Annotated in this window: 17 protein-coding genes and 3 tRNA genes; 5 read left to right on the top strand and 15 right to left on the bottom strand. The window is 66.0% G+C overall.

Going from position 1 to position 20,314, the window contains the following annotated elements:
* Positions 1–2 precede the first annotated feature (2 nt).
* The 10 genes from NX862_RS17245 to tgt all read right to left on the bottom strand — a co-directional run bounded on the left by NX862_RS17245 (position 3) and on the right by tgt (position 8,375).
* Positions 3–76, bottom strand: a tRNA-Asp gene (locus NX862_RS17245).
* 155 nt (positions 77–231) lie between these two features.
* Positions 232–942, bottom strand: a complete 711-nt coding sequence (locus NX862_RS17240; RefSeq protein WP_264495175.1) for a calcium-binding protein — start codon at positions 940–942, stop codon at positions 232–234.
* 66 nt (positions 943–1,008) lie between these two features.
* Positions 1,009–1,947, bottom strand: coding sequence for a pirin family protein (locus tag NX862_RS17235; RefSeq protein ID WP_264495174.1), 939 nt, complete (start codon positions 1,945–1,947; stop codon positions 1,009–1,011).
* Between the two features lie 132 nt (positions 1,948–2,079).
* Positions 2,080–2,910 carry a nidogen-like domain-containing protein gene (locus NX862_RS17230; protein WP_264495173.1) on the bottom strand — a complete coding sequence of 277 codons (831 nt, stop codon included), beginning with the start codon at positions 2,908–2,910 and terminating at the stop codon, positions 2,080–2,082.
* Between the two features lie 125 nt (positions 2,911–3,035).
* Positions 3,036–3,111, bottom strand: a tRNA-Val gene (locus tag NX862_RS17225).
* A gap of 153 nt (positions 3,112–3,264) precedes the next feature.
* Positions 3,265–3,339, bottom strand: a tRNA-Val gene (locus NX862_RS17220).
* A 13-nt stretch (positions 3,340–3,352) separates the two neighbouring features.
* On the bottom strand, positions 3,353–3,739 hold the full coding sequence (locus NX862_RS17215; RefSeq protein ID WP_264495172.1) for an HU family DNA-binding protein: 387 nt from the start codon (positions 3,737–3,739) through the stop codon (positions 3,353–3,355).
* Positions 3,740–3,872: 133 nt separating this feature from the next.
* A complete protein-coding gene (gene lon / locus NX862_RS17210; protein WP_264495171.1) occupies positions 3,873–6,281 on the bottom strand; it encodes an endopeptidase La in 2,409 nt (802 codons plus the stop codon).
* Positions 6,282–6,554: 273 nt separating this feature from the next.
* Entirely contained in the window at positions 6,555–7,142 is a 588-nt protein-coding gene (locus NX862_RS17205) for a VPLPA-CTERM sorting domain-containing protein (RefSeq protein ID WP_264495170.1), read from the bottom strand.
* 102 nt (positions 7,143–7,244) lie between these two features.
* Positions 7,245–8,375, bottom strand: coding sequence for a tRNA guanosine(34) transglycosylase Tgt (gene tgt, locus NX862_RS17200; RefSeq protein WP_264495169.1), 1,131 nt, complete (start codon positions 8,373–8,375; stop codon positions 7,245–7,247).
* A gap of 134 nt (positions 8,376–8,509) precedes the next feature.
* Between tgt and NX862_RS17195 the strand changes: the two genes are divergently transcribed.
* From NX862_RS17195 to NX862_RS17185, 3 genes are all read left to right on the top strand, one after another.
* A complete protein-coding gene (locus tag NX862_RS17195) occupies positions 8,510–9,181 on the top strand; it encodes a molecular chaperone DjiA (protein WP_264495168.1) in 672 nt (223 codons plus the stop codon).
* Positions 9,178–10,206, top strand: coding sequence for an endonuclease/exonuclease/phosphatase family protein (locus NX862_RS17190; RefSeq protein WP_264495167.1), 1,029 nt, complete (start codon positions 9,178–9,180; stop codon positions 10,204–10,206). Before NX862_RS17195 ends, NX862_RS17190 begins: the two co-directional genes overlap by 4 nt.
* A gap of 84 nt (positions 10,207–10,290) precedes the next feature.
* Positions 10,291–11,433: a benzoate/H(+) symporter BenE family transporter gene (locus NX862_RS17185; RefSeq protein ID WP_264495166.1), complete on the top strand. Its 1,143-nt coding sequence runs from the start codon at positions 10,291–10,293 to the stop codon at positions 11,431–11,433.
* On the opposite strand, the gene NX862_RS17180 is transcribed toward NX862_RS17185, so the two are convergent.
* From NX862_RS17180 to NX862_RS17160, 5 genes are all read right to left on the bottom strand, one after another.
* Complete coding sequence (locus tag NX862_RS17180; RefSeq protein ID WP_264495165.1) at positions 11,414–12,967, bottom strand: N,N-dimethylformamidase beta subunit family domain-containing protein; 1,554 nt, start codon at positions 12,965–12,967, stop codon at positions 11,414–11,416. The two genes, NX862_RS17185 and NX862_RS17180, sit on opposite strands and share 20 nt — an antisense overlap.
* Positions 12,967–14,232, bottom strand: a complete 1,266-nt coding sequence (locus tag NX862_RS17175; protein ID WP_264495164.1) for a TolB-like translocation protein — start codon at positions 14,230–14,232, stop codon at positions 12,967–12,969. Before NX862_RS17175 ends, NX862_RS17180 begins: the two co-directional genes overlap by 1 nt.
* Positions 14,233–14,263: 31 nt before the next feature.
* Complete coding sequence (locus tag NX862_RS17170; protein ID WP_264495163.1) at positions 14,264–15,763, bottom strand: serine/threonine protein kinase; 1,500 nt, start codon at positions 15,761–15,763, stop codon at positions 14,264–14,266.
* A gap of 1 nt (position 15,764) precedes the next feature.
* Entirely contained in the window at positions 15,765–16,496 is a 732-nt protein-coding gene (locus NX862_RS17165; RefSeq protein ID WP_264495162.1) for a metallophosphoesterase family protein, read from the bottom strand.
* A gap of 88 nt (positions 16,497–16,584) precedes the next feature.
* Positions 16,585–17,937, bottom strand: a complete 1,353-nt coding sequence (locus tag NX862_RS17160) for a bifunctional enoyl-CoA hydratase/phosphate acetyltransferase (RefSeq protein WP_264495161.1) — start codon at positions 17,935–17,937, stop codon at positions 16,585–16,587.
* A gap of 112 nt (positions 17,938–18,049) precedes the next feature.
* On the opposite strand from NX862_RS17160, the gene NX862_RS17155 reads away from it, so the two are divergent.
* Both NX862_RS17155 and NX862_RS17150 read left to right on the top strand, forming a co-directional pair.
* Complete coding sequence (locus tag NX862_RS17155) at positions 18,050–19,780, top strand: DNA polymerase III subunit gamma/tau (protein ID WP_264495160.1); 1,731 nt, start codon at positions 18,050–18,052, stop codon at positions 19,778–19,780.
* Positions 19,781–19,928: 148 nt separating this feature from the next.
* On the top strand, positions 19,929–20,282 hold the full coding sequence (locus tag NX862_RS17150) for a YbaB/EbfC family nucleoid-associated protein (protein WP_264495159.1): 354 nt from the start codon (positions 19,929–19,931) through the stop codon (positions 20,280–20,282).
* The last annotated feature ends 32 nt before the right edge of the window (positions 20,283–20,314 follow it).

The raw sequence follows: 20,314 nt of genomic DNA, 5'->3' as shown, positions 1-20,314 counted from the left end.
GGCGCGGTGGACGGGGCTCGAACCCGCGACCCCCGGCGTGACAGGCCGGTACTCTAACCAACTGAGCTACCACCGCAAGCGGTCCGCAGAACGTGCTGGCGTCTTACGGAAGCCCGCGGGGGGCGTCAAGACCGCATCCGCACAGAAACCGAATTTTCCGCATCCGACCCGGCATCCGACCCGACACCCGACCCGGCGCCCTTGGCCGGCCCAAAGCGGAAAGGACCGCGGTCAGACCAGGTTGAAATCGTCCCGGCCCATGTCTTCCAGGCTCCAGCCCAGAACCTTGATCGACGAGGTCTCGGACAGCGTCAGCGTGACCCCGGTGGCATCTTCGGTCGCGACCATGTTCTTATAGGCCAAACGGCTGATCTGAATGAAATCGTCGGTCGGACCGCCATCCGCAAAGTCGGTGATCACATCGGCGCCATCTCGATAACGCATAAAGATGAAGACATCCGTATCCGCCCCACCGGTCAACATGTCATCGCCGATGCCGCCTCTCAGGACATCTTGACCCGCACCGGCCAACAGCGTGTCCTTGCCGCGCCCACCGGTCAAATAATCCTCGTTATCGCTGCCGTTCACCGTGTCATTGCCACGGGTCAACAGCGCAAAGGCCGCAGCCCCATCATCCACCGGGGCCAGGATCATGGCCTGGGCAACCGCCGTGGCCTTCAGGTTGAACCCGCTGCCCGAAAACGCCGTGGCGCCGGTGGTGGTCGTTTCGGTGACGCCCGTGATCTTGCCGCCGATCGGGCCGGTCGTCCCATAGACCAGCCCCGAACCCGTCAAGGTGATGGCGGCCCCAAACGCATCGCGCAAGACGAATTGGGTGGCGGTCAGGCTTGTCAGGTCCAAGGCAATCGACGCGCTGTTGGTGTCGGAATCAACGCTGAAATAGGTGAAAACGGCCAAAGTCGTTCCTTTCTGAAGGATCAAAGTCGCCCCAGAAATGCGTTCGGGGCCTGACACACCGTGGACAAGCCCCGGGCCGCCTGTCAAGCCTCAGCGGTCGGGCGCGGGGATGAACTCGTCCCGGTCGTTCGGCGGCAGACGAAAGCGCCCATGCATCCAGTCGCCCGCGCGCCAGGCCTCTTTGGCGGCCTCGATCCGCTCTTTCGACGAGGCGACGAAGTTCCACCACAGATGCCGCGGCCCATCCATCGTGGCCCCGCCCAACAGCATCAGCCGCGCCCCCGTGGCCCCGGCCCGCGCCGAGATCCGATCCCCGGGGCGAAACACCAGCATCCGTCCGGGCTCGAACACCTGACCCGCCACGGTCACTTCGCCCTTCAGCACGTAAAGCCCGCGGTCCTCGGTGTCGTCGGGCAAGGGGATCGCGGCAAAAGGGTCCAGGGTGATATCGGCATAAAGCGTGTCCGAGGCGGTGGCGACCGGCGCGCGCTCACCCCAGGCCTGCCCCAGGATCAACCGCACCTCCTTGCCCTCGCCCTGCAAAACCGGCAGATCGCCCGCAACGGTGTGGGAAAAGGCGGCCGGATCGTCCTCGTGGCTTTTGGGCAGGGCAAGCCAGGTCTGCAGACCGAAAAGCCCGTGGGGGCCCTGGCGCAGGTCCTGGTCCTGACGTTCGGAATGGGTGATGCCGATGCCCGCCGTCATCAGGTTCACATCCCCCGGGGCAATCCAGGCATCGGTGCCCAAGCTGTCGCGGTGATGGATGCGGCCCTTATACAGATATGTCACCGTGGCCAGCCCGATATGCGGATGCGGCCGCACGTCGATGCCTTGGCCGGTCAGGAACTCGGCCGGGCCCATCTGGTCAAAGAAGATGAACGGGCCGACCATCTGCCGTTGCGCCGAGGGCAGCGCCCGGCGCACCTCGAAGCCCCCAAGATCACGGGCGCGCGGCACGATCACGGTTTCAATCGCATCCACGGCATCGCCAAGGGGGATCGAATGGTCCAACAGGGGGTTCCAGCTCATCATGTGTCTCCTTGTTCCCCTTTACATAGGGCCAAACCTCCAGCGGATCACGCGCCAAGACTGCAGGGAGACTGTGCCGCAATGCACAAGGGGACGCGCAATGGCGCGCCCCCTTGCCCTGATACGCCGAACTCAGGATTTACGCGCGCGACGCCGGGCGATTGCACCCAGAACGACCGGCCCGACCAGCATCAGGGGCAGGGTCGCCGGGACCGGAACGGTCGGCACGGGCTCGACCACCGAATTGCGGACCGAGAACAACAGACGACCGGGGTTGGCCGGAAGCGTGTTCGTCGCCGTGATCAACTGGTTGCTGCCGCCATCCAGGAAGGCGCCATTGACGCCCGAACCGGGCTGCTCAAAGAAGGTCCCCGTGCCGTTCGACCAGCCCACCCGGGCCGAGAACCCGCCCAGGCCATTGGCATTGCCGTTGCTGGCTTGACCGGTTTCCCACTGGATCGAGCCATAGTTGAACTCGAAGTCGAAGGCCCCAGCCAAGATATCCGACCGATCAATCAAGATAAGCTGGATGCTGTTGCGCGCGGTATGGCTGAGTGAGCCGCCAAAGTAATCCACGTCCTGCCAGTTGACGCCGAAGGCTTGACGGCCGCCCACCGATCCTGCGCCATAAGTGACCGCAGAGCCTGCCGCTCTTGTGTCGATATCGGCAAAGAACGGCGCGATGATGGGCTGCGTTACGGCGCCCGTCAGACCGAATGGCGTGAAAGTTGGCAACGGCTGCGTAAAGGTCACGTTGCCGTTGTTGTTCACAAAGATCGAGTTGGTCGAGACCCCGAAAAAGTTCAGAAGGAAGCCGACATTCACGGCCCCCGTGCTGCCATCGTCGTTGCGCGGCAAGGTGTTGGCATCGAAACCCGTCCGAATCGTTGCCGCCTCCGTCGAAGTCAAAGTGGAAAGGCCGATCACGACCGCCGCCGCAAAAGCTTTAAAGTTCAGAGACATAATTGCCTACCCCTACCAAGGTTACATGTCGGAACGCTCCAACTTGAAAACGCTAGCATGAACCTAAAAATCTACCAAATCGCAAAAGGGAACCAAGGGCGAGGTCCGGGTGCTGCATATGGGAGTGGTGGGTGGTGACGGGTTCGAACCGCCGACATTCTCGGTGTAAGCGAGACGCTCTACCAACTGAGCTAACCACCCCTGACCCCAGATTTACCCGCGGATCGGTCGGGCTGCAAACCGAAATTTCCGAAACCCGGGGTATACCCCGGGCTACGCTGCGGATGCACAGCCCTGCCAAATCAAAAGGCCCGGCAAATCAAAAGGCGCGCCGGGTGGGGCGCGCCTTTGGAATGGTGGGTCGCATAGGGATCGAACCTATGACCCCTACCGTGTGAAGGTAGTGCTCTACCGCTGAGCTAGCGACCCATTGCGGCGGCTTTTAGTCGGCTTCGTTGGCCGCTGCAAGAGCCTCTTTCGCATCATTCTCGCCCTTTGCGGGCTTTTCTTTGACCGCCGAGGGGTCGGCCTGGCGCAGCTTCAGCACCATCTTGCCGTTGTCCTCGGTGCGGGCAACCTTCAGATGACCCAGGCCGGGAAGGTTGACCTGCTCGCCCTTGACCAGCGCCGCGCCAAGTTCGGCCAAGGCGACTTCGACGACCTCGCGCAGGTCTTTCTTCTTGACCGCGGTCTTGCCCCCGACCCGCTCCAGCAAGACGCGCAGGTTCAGCGTCGCGGTCTTGGCCTCGGGAGCGGCCTCGGCCACCACTTCGGGCGCAGCAGGGGCGGGCTTTGCTTTGGCACGGGAGGAAGTCGGTTTCGAGGCCATGTTCGGTCCATTGTTCAAGATTTGGAAACAAGGCTAACGGCATTTTCCCCGCTTGCCTAGAGAGGCGGCGGGAAAAGGTTAACGAAAGCCCCGTTGGATAAGGAAACGCCCGCACAAAGCGGGCGTTTCAGGGTCAATGAGCGGTTTTGGACGGCGCCTCGTCGATCCTTGCCGTGCGGGCGGCCTGCGCGGCCTCTTCGGCGGCCTCGTCCCATTCGACGGCCACGGGCTCACGCACCAGGGCCACTTTCAACACTTCGCGGACATGGGACACGGGGATGATCTCCAGCCCGTCCTTCACGTTTTGCGGAATATCGGCCAGGTCCTTGGCGTTTTCCTCGGGGATCAGCACGGTCTTGATGCCGGCCCGCAAGGCCGCCAGCAGCTTTTCCTTCAGGCCGCCGATGGGCAGGGCATTGCCGCGCAACGTCACCTCGCCCGTCATCGCCACGTCCTTGCGCACCGGGATGCCGGTGATCACGCTGACAATCGACGTCACCATGGCCAGACCCGCACTCGGCCCGTCCTTGGGCGTCGCCCCCTCGGGCACATGGACATGGATGTCGATATTCTCGAACTTGGGCGGTTTGACCCCCAGCGCAGGCGAGACCGACCGGACATAAGAGCTTGCCGCGTCGATGCTTTCCTTCATGACATCGCCAAGTTTCCCCGTCGTCTTCATCCGCCCCTTGCCCGGCAGTTTCAGCGCCTCGATCTGCAGGATTTCGCCGCCGACAGAGGTCCAGGCCAGGCCCGTCACCACGCCGACCTGATCTTCCTTTTCGGCCAGACCATAGCGGTAACGCTGGACGCCCAGGTAATCTTCCACCTTGGCCTCGTCGACCGAGACCTGTTTCGTCGTGCCTTTCAGGATGTCGGTCACGGCCTTGCGGGCCAGTTTCGCGATTTCCCGCTCCAGATTCCGCACGCCCGCCTCGCGGGTGTAATAGCGGATGACATGGGTCAGCGCCGCATCCGAAATCTCGAACTCGCCCTTCTTGAGCCCGTTGGCCGCGACTTGCTTGGCCACCAGATGCCCCTTGGCGATCTCGCGCTTTTCGTCCTCGGTGTAACCGGCGAGGCTGATGATCTCCATCCGGTCCAACAAAGGCCCGGGCATGTTATAGCTGTTGGCCGTGGTCAGGAACATCACGTTGGACAGGTCATATTCGACCTCCAGGTAATGATCGGTGAAGGTGCCGTTCTGTTCCGGGTCCAGAACCTCCAGCATCGCGCTGGCCGGGTCGCCCCGGAAATCCTGGCCCATCTTGTCGATTTCATCCAACAAGATCAGCGGGTTGTTCGTCTTGGCCTTTTTCAGCGCCTGGATGATCTTGCCCGGCATGGACCCGATATAGGTCCGCCGATGGCCCCGGATTTCGCTTTCATCCCGCACCCCACCCAGGGAAATGCGGATGAACTCGCGCCCCGTGGCCTTGGCGACCGACCGCCCCAGCGAGGTTTTACCCACGCCCGGAGGCCCCACAAGGCACAGGATCGGCCCCTTGATCTTGGTCGACCGCGCCTGAACCGCCAGATACTCGACGATGCGTTCCTTGACCTTCTCCAGCCCGTAATGGTCGGAATCCAGGACCTTTTGCGCCTCGATCAGGTCCTTTTTCACGCGGCTCTTCACGCCCCACGGCACCGACAACAGCCAATCAAGGTAGTTGCGCACCACCGTGGCCTCGGCGCTCATGGGCGACATGGATTTCAGCTTTTTCAGCTCGCTTTCGGCCTTTTCGCGGGCCTCTTTGCTGAACTTGGTGGCCTTGATGCGGGCCTCCAGCTCGTCCAGCTCGTTCTGGCCCTCGTCGCCCTCGTTCAGCTCCTTCTGAATGGCCTTCATCTGCTCATTCAGGTAATATTCGCGCTGGGTCTTCTCCATCTGGGTTTTCACCCGGGATTTGATCTTTTTCTCGACCTGCAGGACCGACATTTCGCCCTGCATATGGCCATAGATCTTCTCCAGCCGCTGAGCGACGTCCAACGTCTCAAGGATTTCCTGCTTCAAGGAGACATCGGCGCCCAGATGCCCCGCGACCAGATCGGCCAACCGCGCCGGCTCATGCGTTTCGGCAACCGCCGACAAAGCCTCTTCGGGGATGTTCTTCTTGATCTTGGCGTAACGTTCGAATTCGTCCGTGACCGAACGCTGCAAGGCCTCGGCGGCGACGCGGTCGCCCGGGGTTTCGTCCAGCACCTCGGCCCGGGCCTCGAAGAACGAGGAATTGGGCAGGAAATCGGTGATGCGCACGCGCGCCTTGCCCTCGACCAGCACCTTGACCGTGCCATCGGGCAGTTTCAGCAGTTGCAGCACATTGGCTATGACGCCGACGCGGTAGATGCCCTCGACAGCCGGATCATCGACCGAAGGGTCCATCTGGCTGGAAAGCAGGATCTGCTTGTCGTCCTGCATGACCTCTTCAAGGGCACGCACCGACTTTTCGCGCCCGACGAACAGCGGCACGATCATATGGGGGAAAACCACGATATCGCGCAGCGGCAACACCGGGTAGCTTTGGGGAAGTTTGTCCGTCATCTCGGTTCCTTTCCGGCAGGAGAGCGGGGCCCCGTTCGCGGCAACCCTTGGGCTCTCCCCATGCGTCCAATTTGGGGCAATGGCGCGGGGGTTTCAATGGCCCCCGGCGATCACGTTTCACCCAGCATGGACCGGCAGGGGGCCGGGTGCAAGGCGGGCCAAGGGACAGGGTAAAGGCGGAATGATCGGAAAGGGTCGACTTGTCGCCATTTCGCGCGGAAAGGAAAAGGGCTGCCCCGCGGACGGGACAGCCCCCAGATATGGACCCGCAGGTCAGGAGGACTTGCGCCGACGCGCCAAAAGGCCAAGGCCGCCCAGGCCCGCCAGCATCAGCGGCAGGCTTGCCGGCACCGGAACCGCAGCAAGCTCATAGGTGAAGTCGTCAAAGGCCATGCCGTCGCCGACCCCTGTCTCCGCGATTTGCGAGAACTCCACCCGCCAGATCGACGGCCCCGAGACCGACAGCGTCTGAAAGGTGCCAACACCGATGTCGACACCGGTAAAGCTGGCCATTTGCACCAGGTTGCCGCCCGACATCGCGTCAAACGCCTTTAGCACATAGCCATTCGCCCCGATGTCCAGTCCGGTCAACGACACAAAGGACGCCGCCGCGGCAAAGACCGCCTGAATCGGGCTGGCCTGCTGCGGCTGATAGGTGGCAGAGCTTGACCGGATGATGGTCGGCGCCGAATAGCCAGCCAGGAAGAATTGATCCGTCGTGGCATCCACAAAGGTCACGCCGGCATAGGTCGATCCGACCACCACACTTGGGCCAAGATCGTCGAAGTTGATCACGGTGGCCGCCGCAGCGCCCATCGGCAAAAAGCTCAGCGCCACGGCGCACAAAGTCGCATGTTTCATCTGAATCCCTCGGTAAAGTTACTTTCCCAAGGCTGCATGAAAAGACCCGAATCGTCAACCTTGACGAAAAGTTGATTGACCGGCTTCAACCTTGGGTGGATCTCACAGCGGCTCGATATCCCCCATCGCCCTTTGCGCATGGAACTCGGCCACGAAAGCCGCCAGCCGCCCCGCGGCAATGGCATCGCGCAGGCCCTGCATCAGCTCTTGGTAGTAATGCAGGTTGTGCCAGGTCATCAGCATCGACGCGATGATCTCGTCGCTTTTGAAGACATGGTGCAGATAGGCGCGCGAGTAGTTGCGGCAGGCGGGACAGGTGCAGGCCTCGTCCACCGGGCGGGGGTCGTTCTGGTGGCGGGCGTTCTTGATCGTCACCGGGCCGCGGCGGGTCCACACTTGCCCCGTCCGCCCCGACCGACTGGGCAACACGCAATCCATCATGTCGATGCCGCGTTCGACCGCGCCCACGATGTCATCGGGTTTCCCCACCCCCATCAGATAGCGCGGCTTGTCCTCGGGCAAAAACCCCGGCGCGTAGTCCAGCACGCTGAACATCGCCTCCTGCCCCTCGCCCACCGCAAGGCCGCCCACCGCATAGCCGTCAAAGCCGATGCCGCGCAGGGCCACCGCGGATTCCTCGCGCAGATCCTTTGTCACCCCGCCCTGCATGATCCCGAACAGCGCATGGCCCGGACGGTCGCCAAAGGCATCGCGCGACCGTTGCGCCCACCGCATCGACATCCGCATACTGGCCGCAACCACTGCATCATCAGCCGGAAGCGCGGGGCACTCGTCAAAACACATGACGATGTCAGAGCCCAGCAGCTTCTGGATCTCCATGCTGCGTTCGGGGGAAAGCATGTGTTTGGACCCGTCGATATGCGACGAAAACCGCACGCCTTCCTCGGTCAGCTTGCGCAGGGACGCCAGCGACATGACCTGAAACCCGCCGCTGTCGGTCAGGATCGGCCGCTCCCAGTTCATGAACTTGTGCAGACCGCCCAGGGAGGCGATCCGCTCTGCCGTGGGGCGCAACATCAGGTGATAGGTGTTGCCCAGCAGGATATCGGCCCCCGTGGCGCGCACGCTTTCGGGCATCATCGCCTTGACCGTCGCGGCCGTGCCCACCGGCATGAAGGCCGGCGTCCGGATCTCTCCGCGCGGGGTCGAAATCACCCCGGTCCTTGCCATGCCGTCGGTGGCCTTGACCTGATACGAGAAACGCGCGCCCATCCCGGCCTCCTTGCTGGTTTCGGCCCATTTGGACCCAAAGCCGCCAAAAGCCAAGCGTCGCTTTTCCGCGCAATACTCCGCACAATCGGGGGCAATGGCTTTCCCTTGCGGTCCACAGGCCCTAATGTGAACCCATGTCACTTTGGTCGCGCATCGTCGAAGCCATCTCCTCTCTGGCCACCGGTCAGGGCCTGGCCGAGGTTTTCGACCGCTTCCGCAGCCCGCCCGAAAAATCCGTGGCCTTCACCATCGCGGTCATTGCCCTGGGGGCCAAGATGGCCAAGGCCGATGGCGAGGTGACGCGGGGCGAGGTCGCGGCCTTTCGCCGGGTCTTCGTGATCCCCCCGGGCGAAGAGGATGCCGCGGCCCGTGTCTTTAACCTGGCGCGGCAGGATGTGGCGGGCTTTGACGCCTATGCGCGCAAGATCGCGGCCATGTTCCCCGGCGACCGCGAGGTTCTGATCGACCTGATGGAGGGGCTGTTTCACATCGCCCTGGCGGATGGCAGCTTTCATCCCGGCGAAGAAGCCTTCCTGACCGAGGTCGCCCGCATCTTCGGCCTGGATCAGCGCTGTTTTGCGGCGCTGCGGGCGCGGCATGTGCCGGGTGATCCCTATGCCGTGCTGGGTGTAGACCCCGGCGCGCCCCTGGACGAGGTCCGCCGCGCCTGGGCCCAGGCCGTCCGCGCCTCCCATCCCGACGGGATGATCGCGCGCGGTGTCCCGCCCGAGGCCGTGCGCCTGGCCGAAGACCGGATGCGGGCGATCAACGCGGCATGGGACGTGATCCAGAAGCGCGCCGCATGAAATTCGCGACCTGGAATGTCGCCTGGATGAACGCGCTGTTCGATGATCAGGGGGCGATGCTGCCCGATGATCAGCCCTCGTCGCGATATGGGGTGACGCGGGGGGAACAGCTTGCGGCCATCGGCATCGTCCTGACCGCGCTGGATGCCGATGGGATCATGCTGATCGAGGCGCCCGACCAATCGGCGCGCCGGTCCACGCTGCGCGCGCTGGAGGGTCTGGCCGCGCATGTCGGCCTGCGGGCGCGCCGCGCCGTGGTGGGCTTTGCCTCGGACACCGAACAAGAGATCGCCTTTCTGTATGACCCCGATGTGATGGCGGCGCGTCACGACCCCCAAGGCGCCCCGGCGCTGGCCCAGGGCGGAAGCCTCGCGCAGGCGCCGCGCTTTGACACGGGCTTGCGCCATGATGCCGATGGCGATGGCGCGGCAGAGCTGATCCGGTTCTCCAAGCCGCCGCTAGAGCTGGCGGTGGACACTGCGACGCGGCACCTGCGGCTGATCGGGGTCCATGCCAAGTCCAAGGCGCCGCATGGGGCCAATGGCGCCGAGGAGGCGCGGCGGATCTCGATCACCAACCGTCGCAAGCAGCTGGCGGAATGTACCTGGGTCCGGGCCCGGGTCGAGGCGCATTTGGCCGCGGGCGACAGCCTGATGGTGATGGGCGATTTCAACGACGGCCCGGGGCTGGACAAGTATGAACGGCTGTTCGGCGTGTCGGGGGTCGAGCTGGTGATGGGCCTGTCCCTGCCCCGGCCGCGGCGGCTGTTCGATCCCCATGCCTTTCTGGCGATCAACCAAAGGGGCGGGTTGACCCCCACGACGGCGCGGTTCTGGAACCCGGTCCACAAATGCTATTTCGAGGCGCTGTTGGATTACGTGATGGTCAGCCATGACCTGTTCACCGATGCGGCGCGCTGGCGGATCTGGCATCCGTTCAACGATCCGGGCGTGGCGGGGGTGGCGGACTTGTCCGCGGCGGTGCTGGCGGCCTCGGATCATTTCCCGGTGACGGTGGATCTGTAGCCGGTTCCCCTGTCGCCCGTCAGCCTGGCCCCCCGGTTGACCTTCTCTCGCCCTTGCGCCACCAAGGCCAAAACGGAGGGGCTGATGCGACTTTCCATGATCTCTGCGGCTTTGGTCGCGGCCCTGGTGGGCTTTGGGTCGACCATCGCCCTTGTCCTTGCCGCCGCCGCCGCGCTGCAGGCAACCCCGGCGCAAACCGCCTCGTGGGTGACGGCCATCTGCCTGATGAAGGCCGCGGGCTCGGCCTTCCTTTCCGCCCGGGGCCGCATCCCCACGGTGTTGGCCTGGTCGACCCCCGGAGCCGCCCTGATCGCCGCCACCCAGGGCCTGACCATGGCCGAGGGCGTCGGCGCCTTCCTCCTGGCCGGCGCCCTGATCGCGGCCAGCGGCGCCATCCGGCCTCTGGGCGCGCTGATCGCCCGCATCCCCGACTCCGTGGCCTCTGCCATGCTGGCGGGCGTGCTTTTGCCCTTTTGCCTCAGGGGTCTGGCCGCCAGCCCCAGCCTTGGCCCCATCGCCGCCGCCATGATCGCGGTCTTTGCCCTGGTGCGGCTGCGCAATCCCGCGCTGGCCGTGCTTGCGGCCCTGTCCACCGGCCTGATCGCCGCCTTTTGGGGGGCGCCGCCTGCGCTGGCCCTTGCCTGGCCGCAGCTGACCTTTATCGCGCCCCAGCTTTCGACCCAGGCGCTGATCGGCCTTGGCCTGCCGCTGTATCTTGTCACCATGGCCTCGCAGAACCTGCCCGGTTTCGCCACCCAGCGCGCGGCGGGCTATACGCCCCAGGTCGCGCCGGCGCTGATCACCACCGGCGCGCTCTCGGTCCTGGGGGCCCTCGCCGGCGCGCATACGGTCAACATGGCGGCCATCACCGCCGCCCTCTGCATGGGCGACGACGTGCATCCCGACCGCGACCAACGCTGGAAAGTCGGGCTGGCCTATGCCGGGGCCTGGGTCGCGCTGGCGGCCCTGTCGCCCGAGGTCATCGGCCTTTTGCGCGACCTGCCGCCCGGGATATTGACGCTGCTGGTCGGCCTTGCCCTGCTGGGCCCCCTGACCGGAGCCCTGACCGGCGCCTTTGCCGCCCCGCCCCAGCGCTTTGCCGCGACGATCACGCTGACCGTCACCGCCTCGGGGCTGGCGCTTTACGGTGTGGGCGCGGCGTTTTGGGGGCTTCTGGCGGGACTTGCCGTGCTGGCACTGGACCGGATCAGCCCCAAACCCCGGTAAGCACCCGCCGCGTCACCCGTTCAACCGGGGCTTCGCGGGCGATCAGCCCGGCCACCCATTCGCAGGACCCGGCGTTAAAGACCGCGCCGCTGCCGCGCCGGTATTCCGCGATGCAGCCATTCCCCCGGCTGGCGCGGCCGACCGTTTCGGGCGTCACCGCGCCATAGACCACCTGGGCCACCTCTTCGGCATCCAGATGGCCGATGAACTTGTCTGCGTCATGCGGGCCGGTGGAATGGGCCAAGGTCGTGGCAGGCGACCAGGCGATGATCTGCAAATCGCCCACCAGCCCCGGATCGACCGGGAAAGGCAGGCCCTGGGTCATCGTCATCTCGATCCCGTCGACCTCATAGGCAAAGATGCGCGAGGCCGCCCCCAGCACATCGCCATACCCCAGCCCGCTTTCGGTCAGGCTCCAGTGGTCGGGGCGATAGATGGCAAAGCCGCCCGACCCATGGGCGGCACAGCGGCTCCAGCCGGCATAGACCCCCATCGACCCGGTCAACCCCATCGAGGCCACCGCAGGCCGCCCCACCCCGGGATGATCCCAATACGAGGTCAACCGCGACGGGTCCGACGTCGGGTCCGCCCGCGGCGCGTCGTATTTGTAGCAGGTCTGGACCGACAGATCGTCCGACAACCGCGTCTGCCAAAAGAAGTTGCCGGCGAAGCGCGCCAGCTCTCCGCCCGCATCGACCCAGGCGTCCAGATGGTCGCGCATCTCCCAGGTCCAGTATTCGTCATGGCCCACGATCACCGCGCGCTTGCCCGGGGTCACACCGCGGTGCAGGTCATGTTGCGTGATAAAGGACAGCGCAATTCCCTGCGCCTCGCACCACAGCGCAAAGGGCCGCTCAAACGCCGCCCAACCCGAAGAGGCGTATTTTTTCGACACGCCCTTGGCGCGGGCATAGTCCATATGCGGATAGCGCGGCCGCGTCAGCAGGGGCGAGGCATGGGGGATGCGCGGCGCATCATGGGGCCAGGACACAAACCCCCGCGCCCAAGGCCGATGGATCGACACATGGGGCGCGAACTCCACCCCATGCGGCCCGGTGATGCCCTGATAATGGTTCGACCCGCCCCAATCGTTATAGGCGCACCAGGTGCCGGTGGACAGGATCATGGTCAGGTCACTGACGCCCCGGACGACGAACATATGGTCCGACTGATGGCCCGGCACGGTCAGGCGCAGCACATAAACGCCCGAGCGCCAGTCGGGCAGCACCAGCCGCAAGACCTCGGGCCAGGCGCAACCCGTGACCGAGGCCTGTTCCGGGGTCGGCGCGAAATCCACCGCGATATCCTGCTCATGCACGGTTTCAGGCGTGATCCCGTCGCGCAGGATGGTCAACCGCGCGGGACCTTGGCCCATGGCATGAAGCCGCAGGGTCTCGCCGGGGTCATAGCTGATCTTGTCGGTGTAACCCCAGACCTGCGCGGCCTTGGGGTCGGGGCTGGCGGTTTCGTAAAAGATACCCGTGACCGGGTCGCCGTCATCCTGCGGACCGGGGACGAAAAAGCCTTGCAGCATCACAGGGTCTCCAGGAAGGCGGCGGCGCGCAGGAAAAAGGCCTGAAGGTTGGCGGGGCGGGTGATAGTGCTGGTCTCGTCGGGCAGGAACAGATCCGGGCTGCGGCCCCGCGTCGGGGCATGGGCGAAATGGACGCGCAGGGTGGGCACATCCTCGGGCACCGGGGCGGGACCGATGCGGATGACACCCGTGGCCAGGTGAGTGAGGCCGTCGATCCGACAGACCCGGGGCGGCAGGTCCAGCGCGCGGAGTGCGGCGGCAAGGTCGGCTTGCGGCCCGATGACCGCCCAGCCCAGCGCGGTGAAAAAGCCGGTCCAGGCCGGATCGGGCGGCATCACGACCAGGCCCTTGGGCGCATCCGGCCGCCAAAGCGGGCCGAACTCTGTCACGTCGGCCGGGTCAAGCGTCGGGCCGGTGGCCGCGTCCAGGCGGCGGTCGGCCCAGACCTCGGGCGGGGCGCAGGGGTCGCGGGTGACGCCCAGCCAGCCTTCGGGCAAGGCCGCCATGGGCCGAAATCCCGGCGCCTCCTCTGTGCGTGTCAGCGCCCAGCGCCCGTGACCCGCCGCGATGTCCCGGCCCTCCAGCCACTCCACCCCACCCGTCAGCGTCACGATCCCCGGCCGGTCGCCCAGAACCGCGATGCGGGTGGCGTCGATCCAGGTCGCTTTGGTGACGCCCGCCAAAAGGTCGCGCAGGGCGCCATCCCAAAGCCACAGGCCGTCGCCCGCCAGCAAGATCCCTCCCGGGCCTGCCTGCACCGTCCGGGGCAGGCAGGGCAGCGCAGTCAGGGCCTCTAGCCTGGCGGAGGTCAGGTCCAGCCGCCAAAGCGTCGGAGCGCCGTTTTCGTCGCTGGCAAAGATCACCCCGCCCGACACAAAGACCCCGCCGCGCAGGTGGTGCCGCTCTTGCTTGGGCGTCAAAAGCCGCAGGCGGTTGCCCAGCGTCCGGTCCAACAGCAACAGGTGGTCATGGCCCGACCCGTTGCGGCTTTGCCCCAGGATCAGCCGCAACCCATCGCCCGACACATCGCGGATGTCGTGGTGATCGGGCCCGAAGGTCAGCTGTTCCGGATGGCCGCCGGACAGGAGGGCTGTGGACGGCAGGGCTGTGAACGGGGCTTTGGACGGGGCGACGGTCAGGGGCGCGCAAAACACATCCCGCCCATGATCGCCCTTGCCGGTCCAGAAGGCCCAGGCCCCATCGCCCGAGGCCAGAACCTGCCAAACCTCGGGCCGCCTTGCCCATGTGCGCGCCAGTTGCTTCATGACGCCATGACGGCCTGTGCCGCGCCAGAAGTCAACCGGGCGCACCCGGGCTGGGCGCACCTGTTGTTTGCGCACTTAGACTGGGCGCACCCGGGCTGGGCGCCCTGATGACTGTGACCGAGGCCGCGGCCTCTGCGACGACCTTGGCCGAGACGGACCCCAGATAGCGCCGCGCCGTCGAATGGCCGCGTGCGCCCATCAGGATGTGATCGGCCCCCACCTGCGCCGCATGATCCAGAATCGCCTGGGCGGCATCAGAGTTCTCCAGCACCTGAAAGGTCAACTGCGCCTCGGGCAGGTCAAGGCCCCCTCCATTCAGCCCCCCTCCGTTCATTCCAGCCCCATCAAGCCCCCCGCCCTTCAGATCGGCCGCCCAATGCTTCAAGGCCACCAGCCGGCTGACATGGATGCTTTGCCCCGCCGCATCCGTGCCGCTGTCCAGCCCCAGGATCGCGGTGCGGATCACGTTGACCAGCGCCACGCGGGCATCGGGTTGATGGGTCAACATGCGGCGGACCCAGGTGATCAGCAGGTCATGCAGCGCCTCACCCTCTGGGGACAGATCGACCGCGACCAGCAGGATCGGCACATCGGCCCGCGCCCAGGTGGCGCCAAGCCGCGTCACCCCGCGCATCCTGCGCCGCCGCTTCCACAGCGTGACCCAGCCGTCGGGCTTCAGCTTGCGCCCCCGCGCGGTCAGGACCACTTGCCCCGGATGCTGCAGGTCGAACCGCAGCTGAGCGGCGGTCTGATAGCGGCGCTCGGGGTCGACCTCCAGCGCGCGCAGGATGATTTCCTGCAGCCACTCTGGCAGATCGGGCCGCAGAAAGCGCGGCGGAACCGGGTCCAGCCAAAGCCGCTTTTTCAGCTGTTTCATCTTGGACGGCATCCCAAAGGGCGCGCGACCGGTGGCCATCTCATACAACAGCGCGCCAAGGGCAAATATATCCGACCGCGGATCGCCCCGCGTCTGCAGGACCTGTTCGGGGGCGATATAGGGGTAAGTCCCCATCGGGATGCGGAATTCCTCTTCCAGCAGGTCCGGAAGGTCGCGGTGACGCGCCAGGCCAAAGTCGATCAGGACCATTTCCCCGGTCTCGCGGGTCAGGATATTGGCGGGTTTGATGTCCAGATGCGCCGCGCCCTGGGCGTGCAGCGCGGCCAGGGCCTCGGCCACGCGGGCCGCCGTCTCCAGCAGGTCCGAGAGCGCCCAGGGCCCCATGTCAAAGCGCGATTGCAGCGAGTGGCCGGGGATCGCCTCCTGGACGATATAGGGCAGGCTGTCAAAGCCGCCCTGCCCCATGATGCGGGGCACATGGGGACCGGTCAGGCGCGGCATGATCATCTGTTCGATCTCGAAGCCGACGATGGTCGGGCCATCGTCGCCATCCAGGATCTTGGGCGCCTTCAGGATCATCGGCGTGCGATACAGCGGATGGGTCACGGCCCAGATCGTCGCAAAGCCGCCCTCGTGCAGTGGGTCGCCAAGGGTAAAGCCGTCGATGGTCAGGCCCTTTTCGGGTCGCAGCATGTCAATCTCCGCCAAGCAGTCGCAGGGCCAGGGCCTCGGGCAGGCCCGCGGCGCGGACCTTCAGCGCGGTGGCGCCGCAGTCATAGGGGGTGCGGCGAAAGGTGATCTCTTGCGCCGTGGTGTCGACCAAAGCCCAGGCCGCCAGCGGCGAGCGGTCGCGCGGCTGACCGACAGAGCCCACGACGGCCAGCCAGCGGCGGGTCAAAAGCAAGGGCATGGCCTGGCCGATGCTCACCCGCATCCCCGCGACCATGCCGCGCAGGTCCTGGGAATACAGCTGCGGCACATGGACATGACCACACAGCGTCAATCGCGCCCGGCTGGCCCGAAAGGACCCGGCGGCGGTGGCCTCTCCGGTCACATAGATCCAGTCGGCGGGGGCCTGCCAGCTGGCATGGACCAGGGCCAGACCCTCCATCTCGGCGGTCAGCGGCAAGCCGGCCAGCCAATCCGCCTGATCCGCTGAAAGCTGCCCGCGGGTCCAGTCGATCGCCAGCCGCGCATTGGTCGACATGTCATCGCCCGAGCCCCGGATCGCCGCGTCATGGTTGCCCTGCAGCGTGACGCAACCAAGGCTGCGCACCCGGTCGACGCACCAGGCCGGGTCCGGCCCATAGCCCACGATGTCGCCCAGCACGGCCATGCCATCGCAGCCCCGCGCCGCGATGTCGGCAAGGACGGCGGTCAAGGCCTCTGCGTTGCCATGAATATCGGTCAGAACTGCCAGCCGCACCCGTTCCTCCTTCAGGCCGCCTGCCCCCTGCTTAGCCGGTTTTCTGCGCCCTGCCCATGCGACCGATGCGCGCCCTTGGTCTTTGTCCTCAGGCCCGCGCCTGCAACACCGCCAAAGCGCAGGACACCAGCCGCGCCGTCATCCCGTCCGACCGGCTTGTCAGGATCACCGGCACAGAGGCCCCCATGACCAGACCGGCCGCCTCGGCATGGGCCAGGTGGGTCAAAAGCTTGACCAGGATATTGCCGGCCTCGATCCCGGGCACGATCAGCACATCGGCGCGCCCCGCCACCAGGCCCGTGACGCCCTTGGCCCGCGCGGCCGCGGGGTTCACGGCGATGTCCATGGCATAGGGCCCCTCGACCACGCCGCCGGTGATCCGCCCGCCGGTCATGGCCGCCAAAGCCGCCGCATCCATCGACGAGGGCATATCCGGGGTCGGCACCTCGACCGCGGACAGAACGGCGACGCGGGGGCAGGCAATCCCAAGCCGCTGGCCCAGGTCGATGGCGTTTTGCGTGATCTGCACCTTGGTTTCCAGGTCGGGCGCGATGTTGATCGCGGCATCCGACACCAGGATCGGGTGATCCACCCCCGGCACATCCATGACAAAGACATGGGAAAACCGCCGCCCCGTCCGCAACCCCGTCTCGCGCGCCAGCATCGGGCGCAAAAGGGTATCGGTGTGCAGATGCCCCTTCATCACCGCGCCCGCCCGGCCTTGCCGCACCAGGTCCACCGCCAAAGCCGCGGCCTCTGTGTCTGTGGCGGCCTCGATCACCTCGGCGCCGGTCAGGTCCAGGCCCAGCCCCGAAGCCAAGGCGCGCAGGCCCTGACCGATCAGCAGGGGCGTGATCAACCCCGCCTCCATCGCCCGCAAGGCGCCCGCCAAAGAGGCCGCGTCCGAAGGCCAGACCACCGCCGTCCGCAAGGCGGCCAGGCCCCGCGCCCGCGCCAGAATCGCCTCGAATTGCCGGTGGCTTTGCACGATCAGGCCGGGCAAAGCGCTGTCGTCAAAGGATATCTCGTGGTCGGGCGCGTTCACCTCGGCCTCACCCTCGGCGATGATCACCCCGCGACAGGCGACCTCTGTCGCCAGCACGGCCACGCCGCCCGACAGGCCCGTCACCGTGACCCGCGCCACCAGCTCGTCCCCCACCCGCGCCACGCCGTGAAACCGCAGGCTCTGGCTGCGATAGGTCGTCCCCGGCCCCGGCAGGTAATTCCCCAGCGTCGTGGCCACCATCGCCGCCACAAAGGTCGCCGGAGCCCGGCTTTCGCGCATACCGTCGCCGTCCAGGTCCTGATCCGGCAGGTTCATCGGGTTGTGGTTGCCGGTGGCCGCGGCAAAGACATACAGGTCGTCAAACGTCACCAGGCGGCGGTATTCCGCGTGGTGTCCGATCGACAGGCTTTCATAGGGGCGATTGTCCAGGGTCATGCCCCTACCTTGCCCCATAAGCATGACAGTTCAACCCTTGACGGCCGCAAGGCAGGTTTACCTTGGCGCCCCCTGCCCATAACCTGTGCGCCTGCGAATCCCAGGAAGTCCCATGACCGATCCCGCCTACCGCGTCCTTGCCCGCAAATACCGGCCCGAGACATTCGCCGACCTGGTGGGCCAGGAAGCCATGGTCCGCACGCTGAAAAACGCCTTCGCGGCGGGCCGGATCGCCCATGCCTTCATCATGACGGGCATCCGCGGGACGGGCAAAACCACGACCGCGCGGATCATCGCCAAGGGGCTGAATTGCGTAGGCGCCGATGGCAAGGGCGGCCCCACGACGGAACCCTGTCTTGTGTGTGAGCCCTGCCGGGCGATTTCCGAAGGCCGCCATGTCGATGTGATGGAGATGGACGCCGCCAGCCGCACCGGGGTGGGCGACATCCGCGAGATCATTGATTCGGTGCGCTACCGCGCGGCCTCGGCCCGGTATAAAGTCTATATCATCGACGAAGTGCATATGCTGTCGACCGCGGCCTTCAACGCGCTGCTGAAAACCCTGGAAGAACCGCCGGAGCATGTGAAGTTCATCTTTGCCACCACCGAGATCCGCAAGGTCCCGGTGACGGTCCTGTCGCGCTGCCAAAGGTTCGACCTGAAACGGATCGAGCCGGAGGTGATGATGGGCCTGCTGCGCAAGATCGCCGGGGGCGAGGGCGCCACGATCACCGATGGCGCGCTTGGCCTGATCACCCGCGCGGCCGAGGGTTCGGCGCGGGATGCGACCTCTTTGCTCGACCAGGCGATTTCCAATGGCGCCGGAGAGGTCCAGGCCGATGCCGTCCGCGCCATGCTGGGCCTGGCGGACCGCGGCCGCGTCATGGACCTGTTCGACATGATCATGAAGGGCCAGGCGCCCCAGGCCCTGACCGAACTGGCCGCACAATATGCCGATGGCGCCGACCCCTTGGCGATCCTGCGCGACCTGGCGGAAATCACCCATTGGGTTTCCGTCACCAAGATCACCCCCGAAGCCTCGGAGGACCCGACGCTGTCGCCCGACGAACGCACCCGCGGCGCCGAGATGGCCAAGGGCCTGCCGCTGCGCAGCCTGTCGCGGATGTGGCAACTGCTGCTGAAGGCGCTGGAGGAAGTCGCCCAGGCCCCCAATGCCATGATGGCGGCCGAAATGGCGGTGATCCGCTTGACCCATGTGGCCGATCTGCCCGATCCCGAGACCCTGATCCGTCACCTGCGCAACGTCCAACCCGGCGCGGCCCCGGCCGGTGGCGCGCCCTCCGGTCCCGGCCTTGGCAGGCCGTTGCATTCCCCCATGACCCGGGCGCCGGCGCGGGGCCCCATAATGTCGGGCGCCCATGCCCTGGCGCTGCAGACCGATGCCCAGACGCTGTATCAGACCTTTGACCAGGTCGTCGCCCTGATCCGCGAAAAGCGCGACATGAAGCTGTTGGTCGAGGTCGAAAGCCACCTCCGCCTTGCCCGCTATGCCCCCGGCCGGATCGAGTTCGAGCCGACAAGCGACGCCGCCCCCGACCTTGCCGCCCGCCTCTCGGCCCGGCTGCAGGGCTGGACCGGCAATCGCTGGGGGGTGTCGGTGGTCTCCACGGGCGGCGCGCCGACCATCTCCGAGGCGCGCGACGCGGTGCAGACCGCCGCCCGCGCCCGCGCGATGGAAACGCCGATGCTGCAAGCGATATTTCAGGCCTTCCCCGGCGCAAGGATCACCGAAATCCGCGCCCCCGAGGAACTGGCCGCCGCAGCCCAGGCCGAATCCCTGCCCGAGGTCGAAGACGAATGGGACCCGTTCGAAGAGGGCTGATCTGTCGAAGCCCCGGGGTATACCCCGGGCTACGCAGCTTGACCCAAGCCCCCAGCCCCGGCCCATCGCGCTTGGGGCCTGGCCGCTCTTGACCCTTCCCGGCCCCCGCCCCATCTGCTATCCCAACCAGAACGAAAGGGAGACGGCGATGCTGAAAGGTTTGGGCAATCTGGGCGGGCTTGGCGACATGGCCAAGATGATGCAGGCCGCCAAGGACATGCAGTCGAAAATGGCCGATCTGCAACAGGATCTGGCCAAGATCGTCGTCATCGGCGAGGCTGGCGCCGGCCTCGTCAAAGCCCGCGCCACCGCCAAAGGAGAGGTCACGGGCCTGGACATCGACCCTTCCATCCTGATCCCCAGCGAAAAAGAGGTCATCGAAGACCTGATCCTGGCCGCGATCCGCGACGCCCAATCCCGCGCCGTGGCCCGCAGCCAGCAGGAGATGCAACGCCTGATGGCCGAAATGGGCCTGCCCGCCGATATGAAGCTTCCGTTCTAAGATGCAAGGCCGCTCTTCTGGCGCCTCGCTTT

The organism is Stagnihabitans lacustris (assembly GCF_025950525.1).
In the GTDB taxonomy this organism is placed as follows: domain Bacteria; phylum Pseudomonadota; class Alphaproteobacteria; order Rhodobacterales; family Rhodobacteraceae; genus Stagnihabitans.
Note: the sequence above shows the minus strand (reverse complement) of the source record. Positions and strands in the feature narration are given on the sequence as shown.

Coding starts and splice junctions, on each gene's coding strand:
- NX862_RS17195 (WP_264495168.1), top strand. CDS start 8,510: ATGTCACTTTGGTCGCGCATCGTCGAAGCCATCTCCTCTCTGGCCACC.
- NX862_RS17150 (WP_264495159.1), top strand. CDS start 19,929: ATGCTGAAAGGTTTGGGCAATCTGGGCGGGCTTGGCGACATGGCCAAG.
- NX862_RS17160 (WP_264495161.1), bottom strand. CDS start 17,937: ATGACCCTGGACAATCGCCCCTATGAAAGCCTGTCGATCGGACACCAC.
- NX862_RS17215 (WP_264495172.1), bottom strand. CDS start 3,739: ATGGCCTCGAAACCGACTTCCTCCCGTGCCAAAGCAAAGCCCGCCCCT.
- NX862_RS17205 (WP_264495170.1), bottom strand. CDS start 7,142: ATGAAACATGCGACTTTGTGCGCCGTGGCGCTGAGCTTTTTGCCGATG.
- NX862_RS17180 (WP_264495165.1), bottom strand. CDS start 12,967: ATGCTGCAAGGCTTTTTCGTCCCCGGTCCGCAGGATGACGGCGACCCG.
- NX862_RS17235 (WP_264495174.1), bottom strand. CDS start 1,947: ATGAGCTGGAACCCCCTGTTGGACCATTCGATCCCCCTTGGCGATGCC.
- lon (WP_264495171.1), bottom strand. CDS start 6,281: ATGACGGACAAACTTCCCCAAAGCTACCCGGTGTTGCCGCTGCGCGAT.
- NX862_RS17230 (WP_264495173.1), bottom strand. CDS start 2,910: ATGTCTCTGAACTTTAAAGCTTTTGCGGCGGCGGTCGTGATCGGCCTT.
- NX862_RS17175 (WP_264495164.1), bottom strand. CDS start 14,232: ATGAAGCAACTGGCGCGCACATGGGCAAGGCGGCCCGAGGTTTGGCAG.
- tgt (WP_264495169.1), bottom strand. CDS start 8,375: ATGGGCGCGCGTTTCTCGTATCAGGTCAAGGCCACCGACGGCATGGCA.
- NX862_RS17155 (WP_264495160.1), top strand. CDS start 18,050: ATGACCGATCCCGCCTACCGCGTCCTTGCCCGCAAATACCGGCCCGAG.
- NX862_RS17190 (WP_264495167.1), top strand. CDS start 9,178: ATGAAATTCGCGACCTGGAATGTCGCCTGGATGAACGCGCTGTTCGAT.
- NX862_RS17185 (WP_264495166.1), top strand. CDS start 10,291: ATGCGACTTTCCATGATCTCTGCGGCTTTGGTCGCGGCCCTGGTGGGC.
- NX862_RS17170 (WP_264495163.1), bottom strand. CDS start 15,763: ATGCTGCGACCCGAAAAGGGCCTGACCATCGACGGCTTTACCCTTGGC.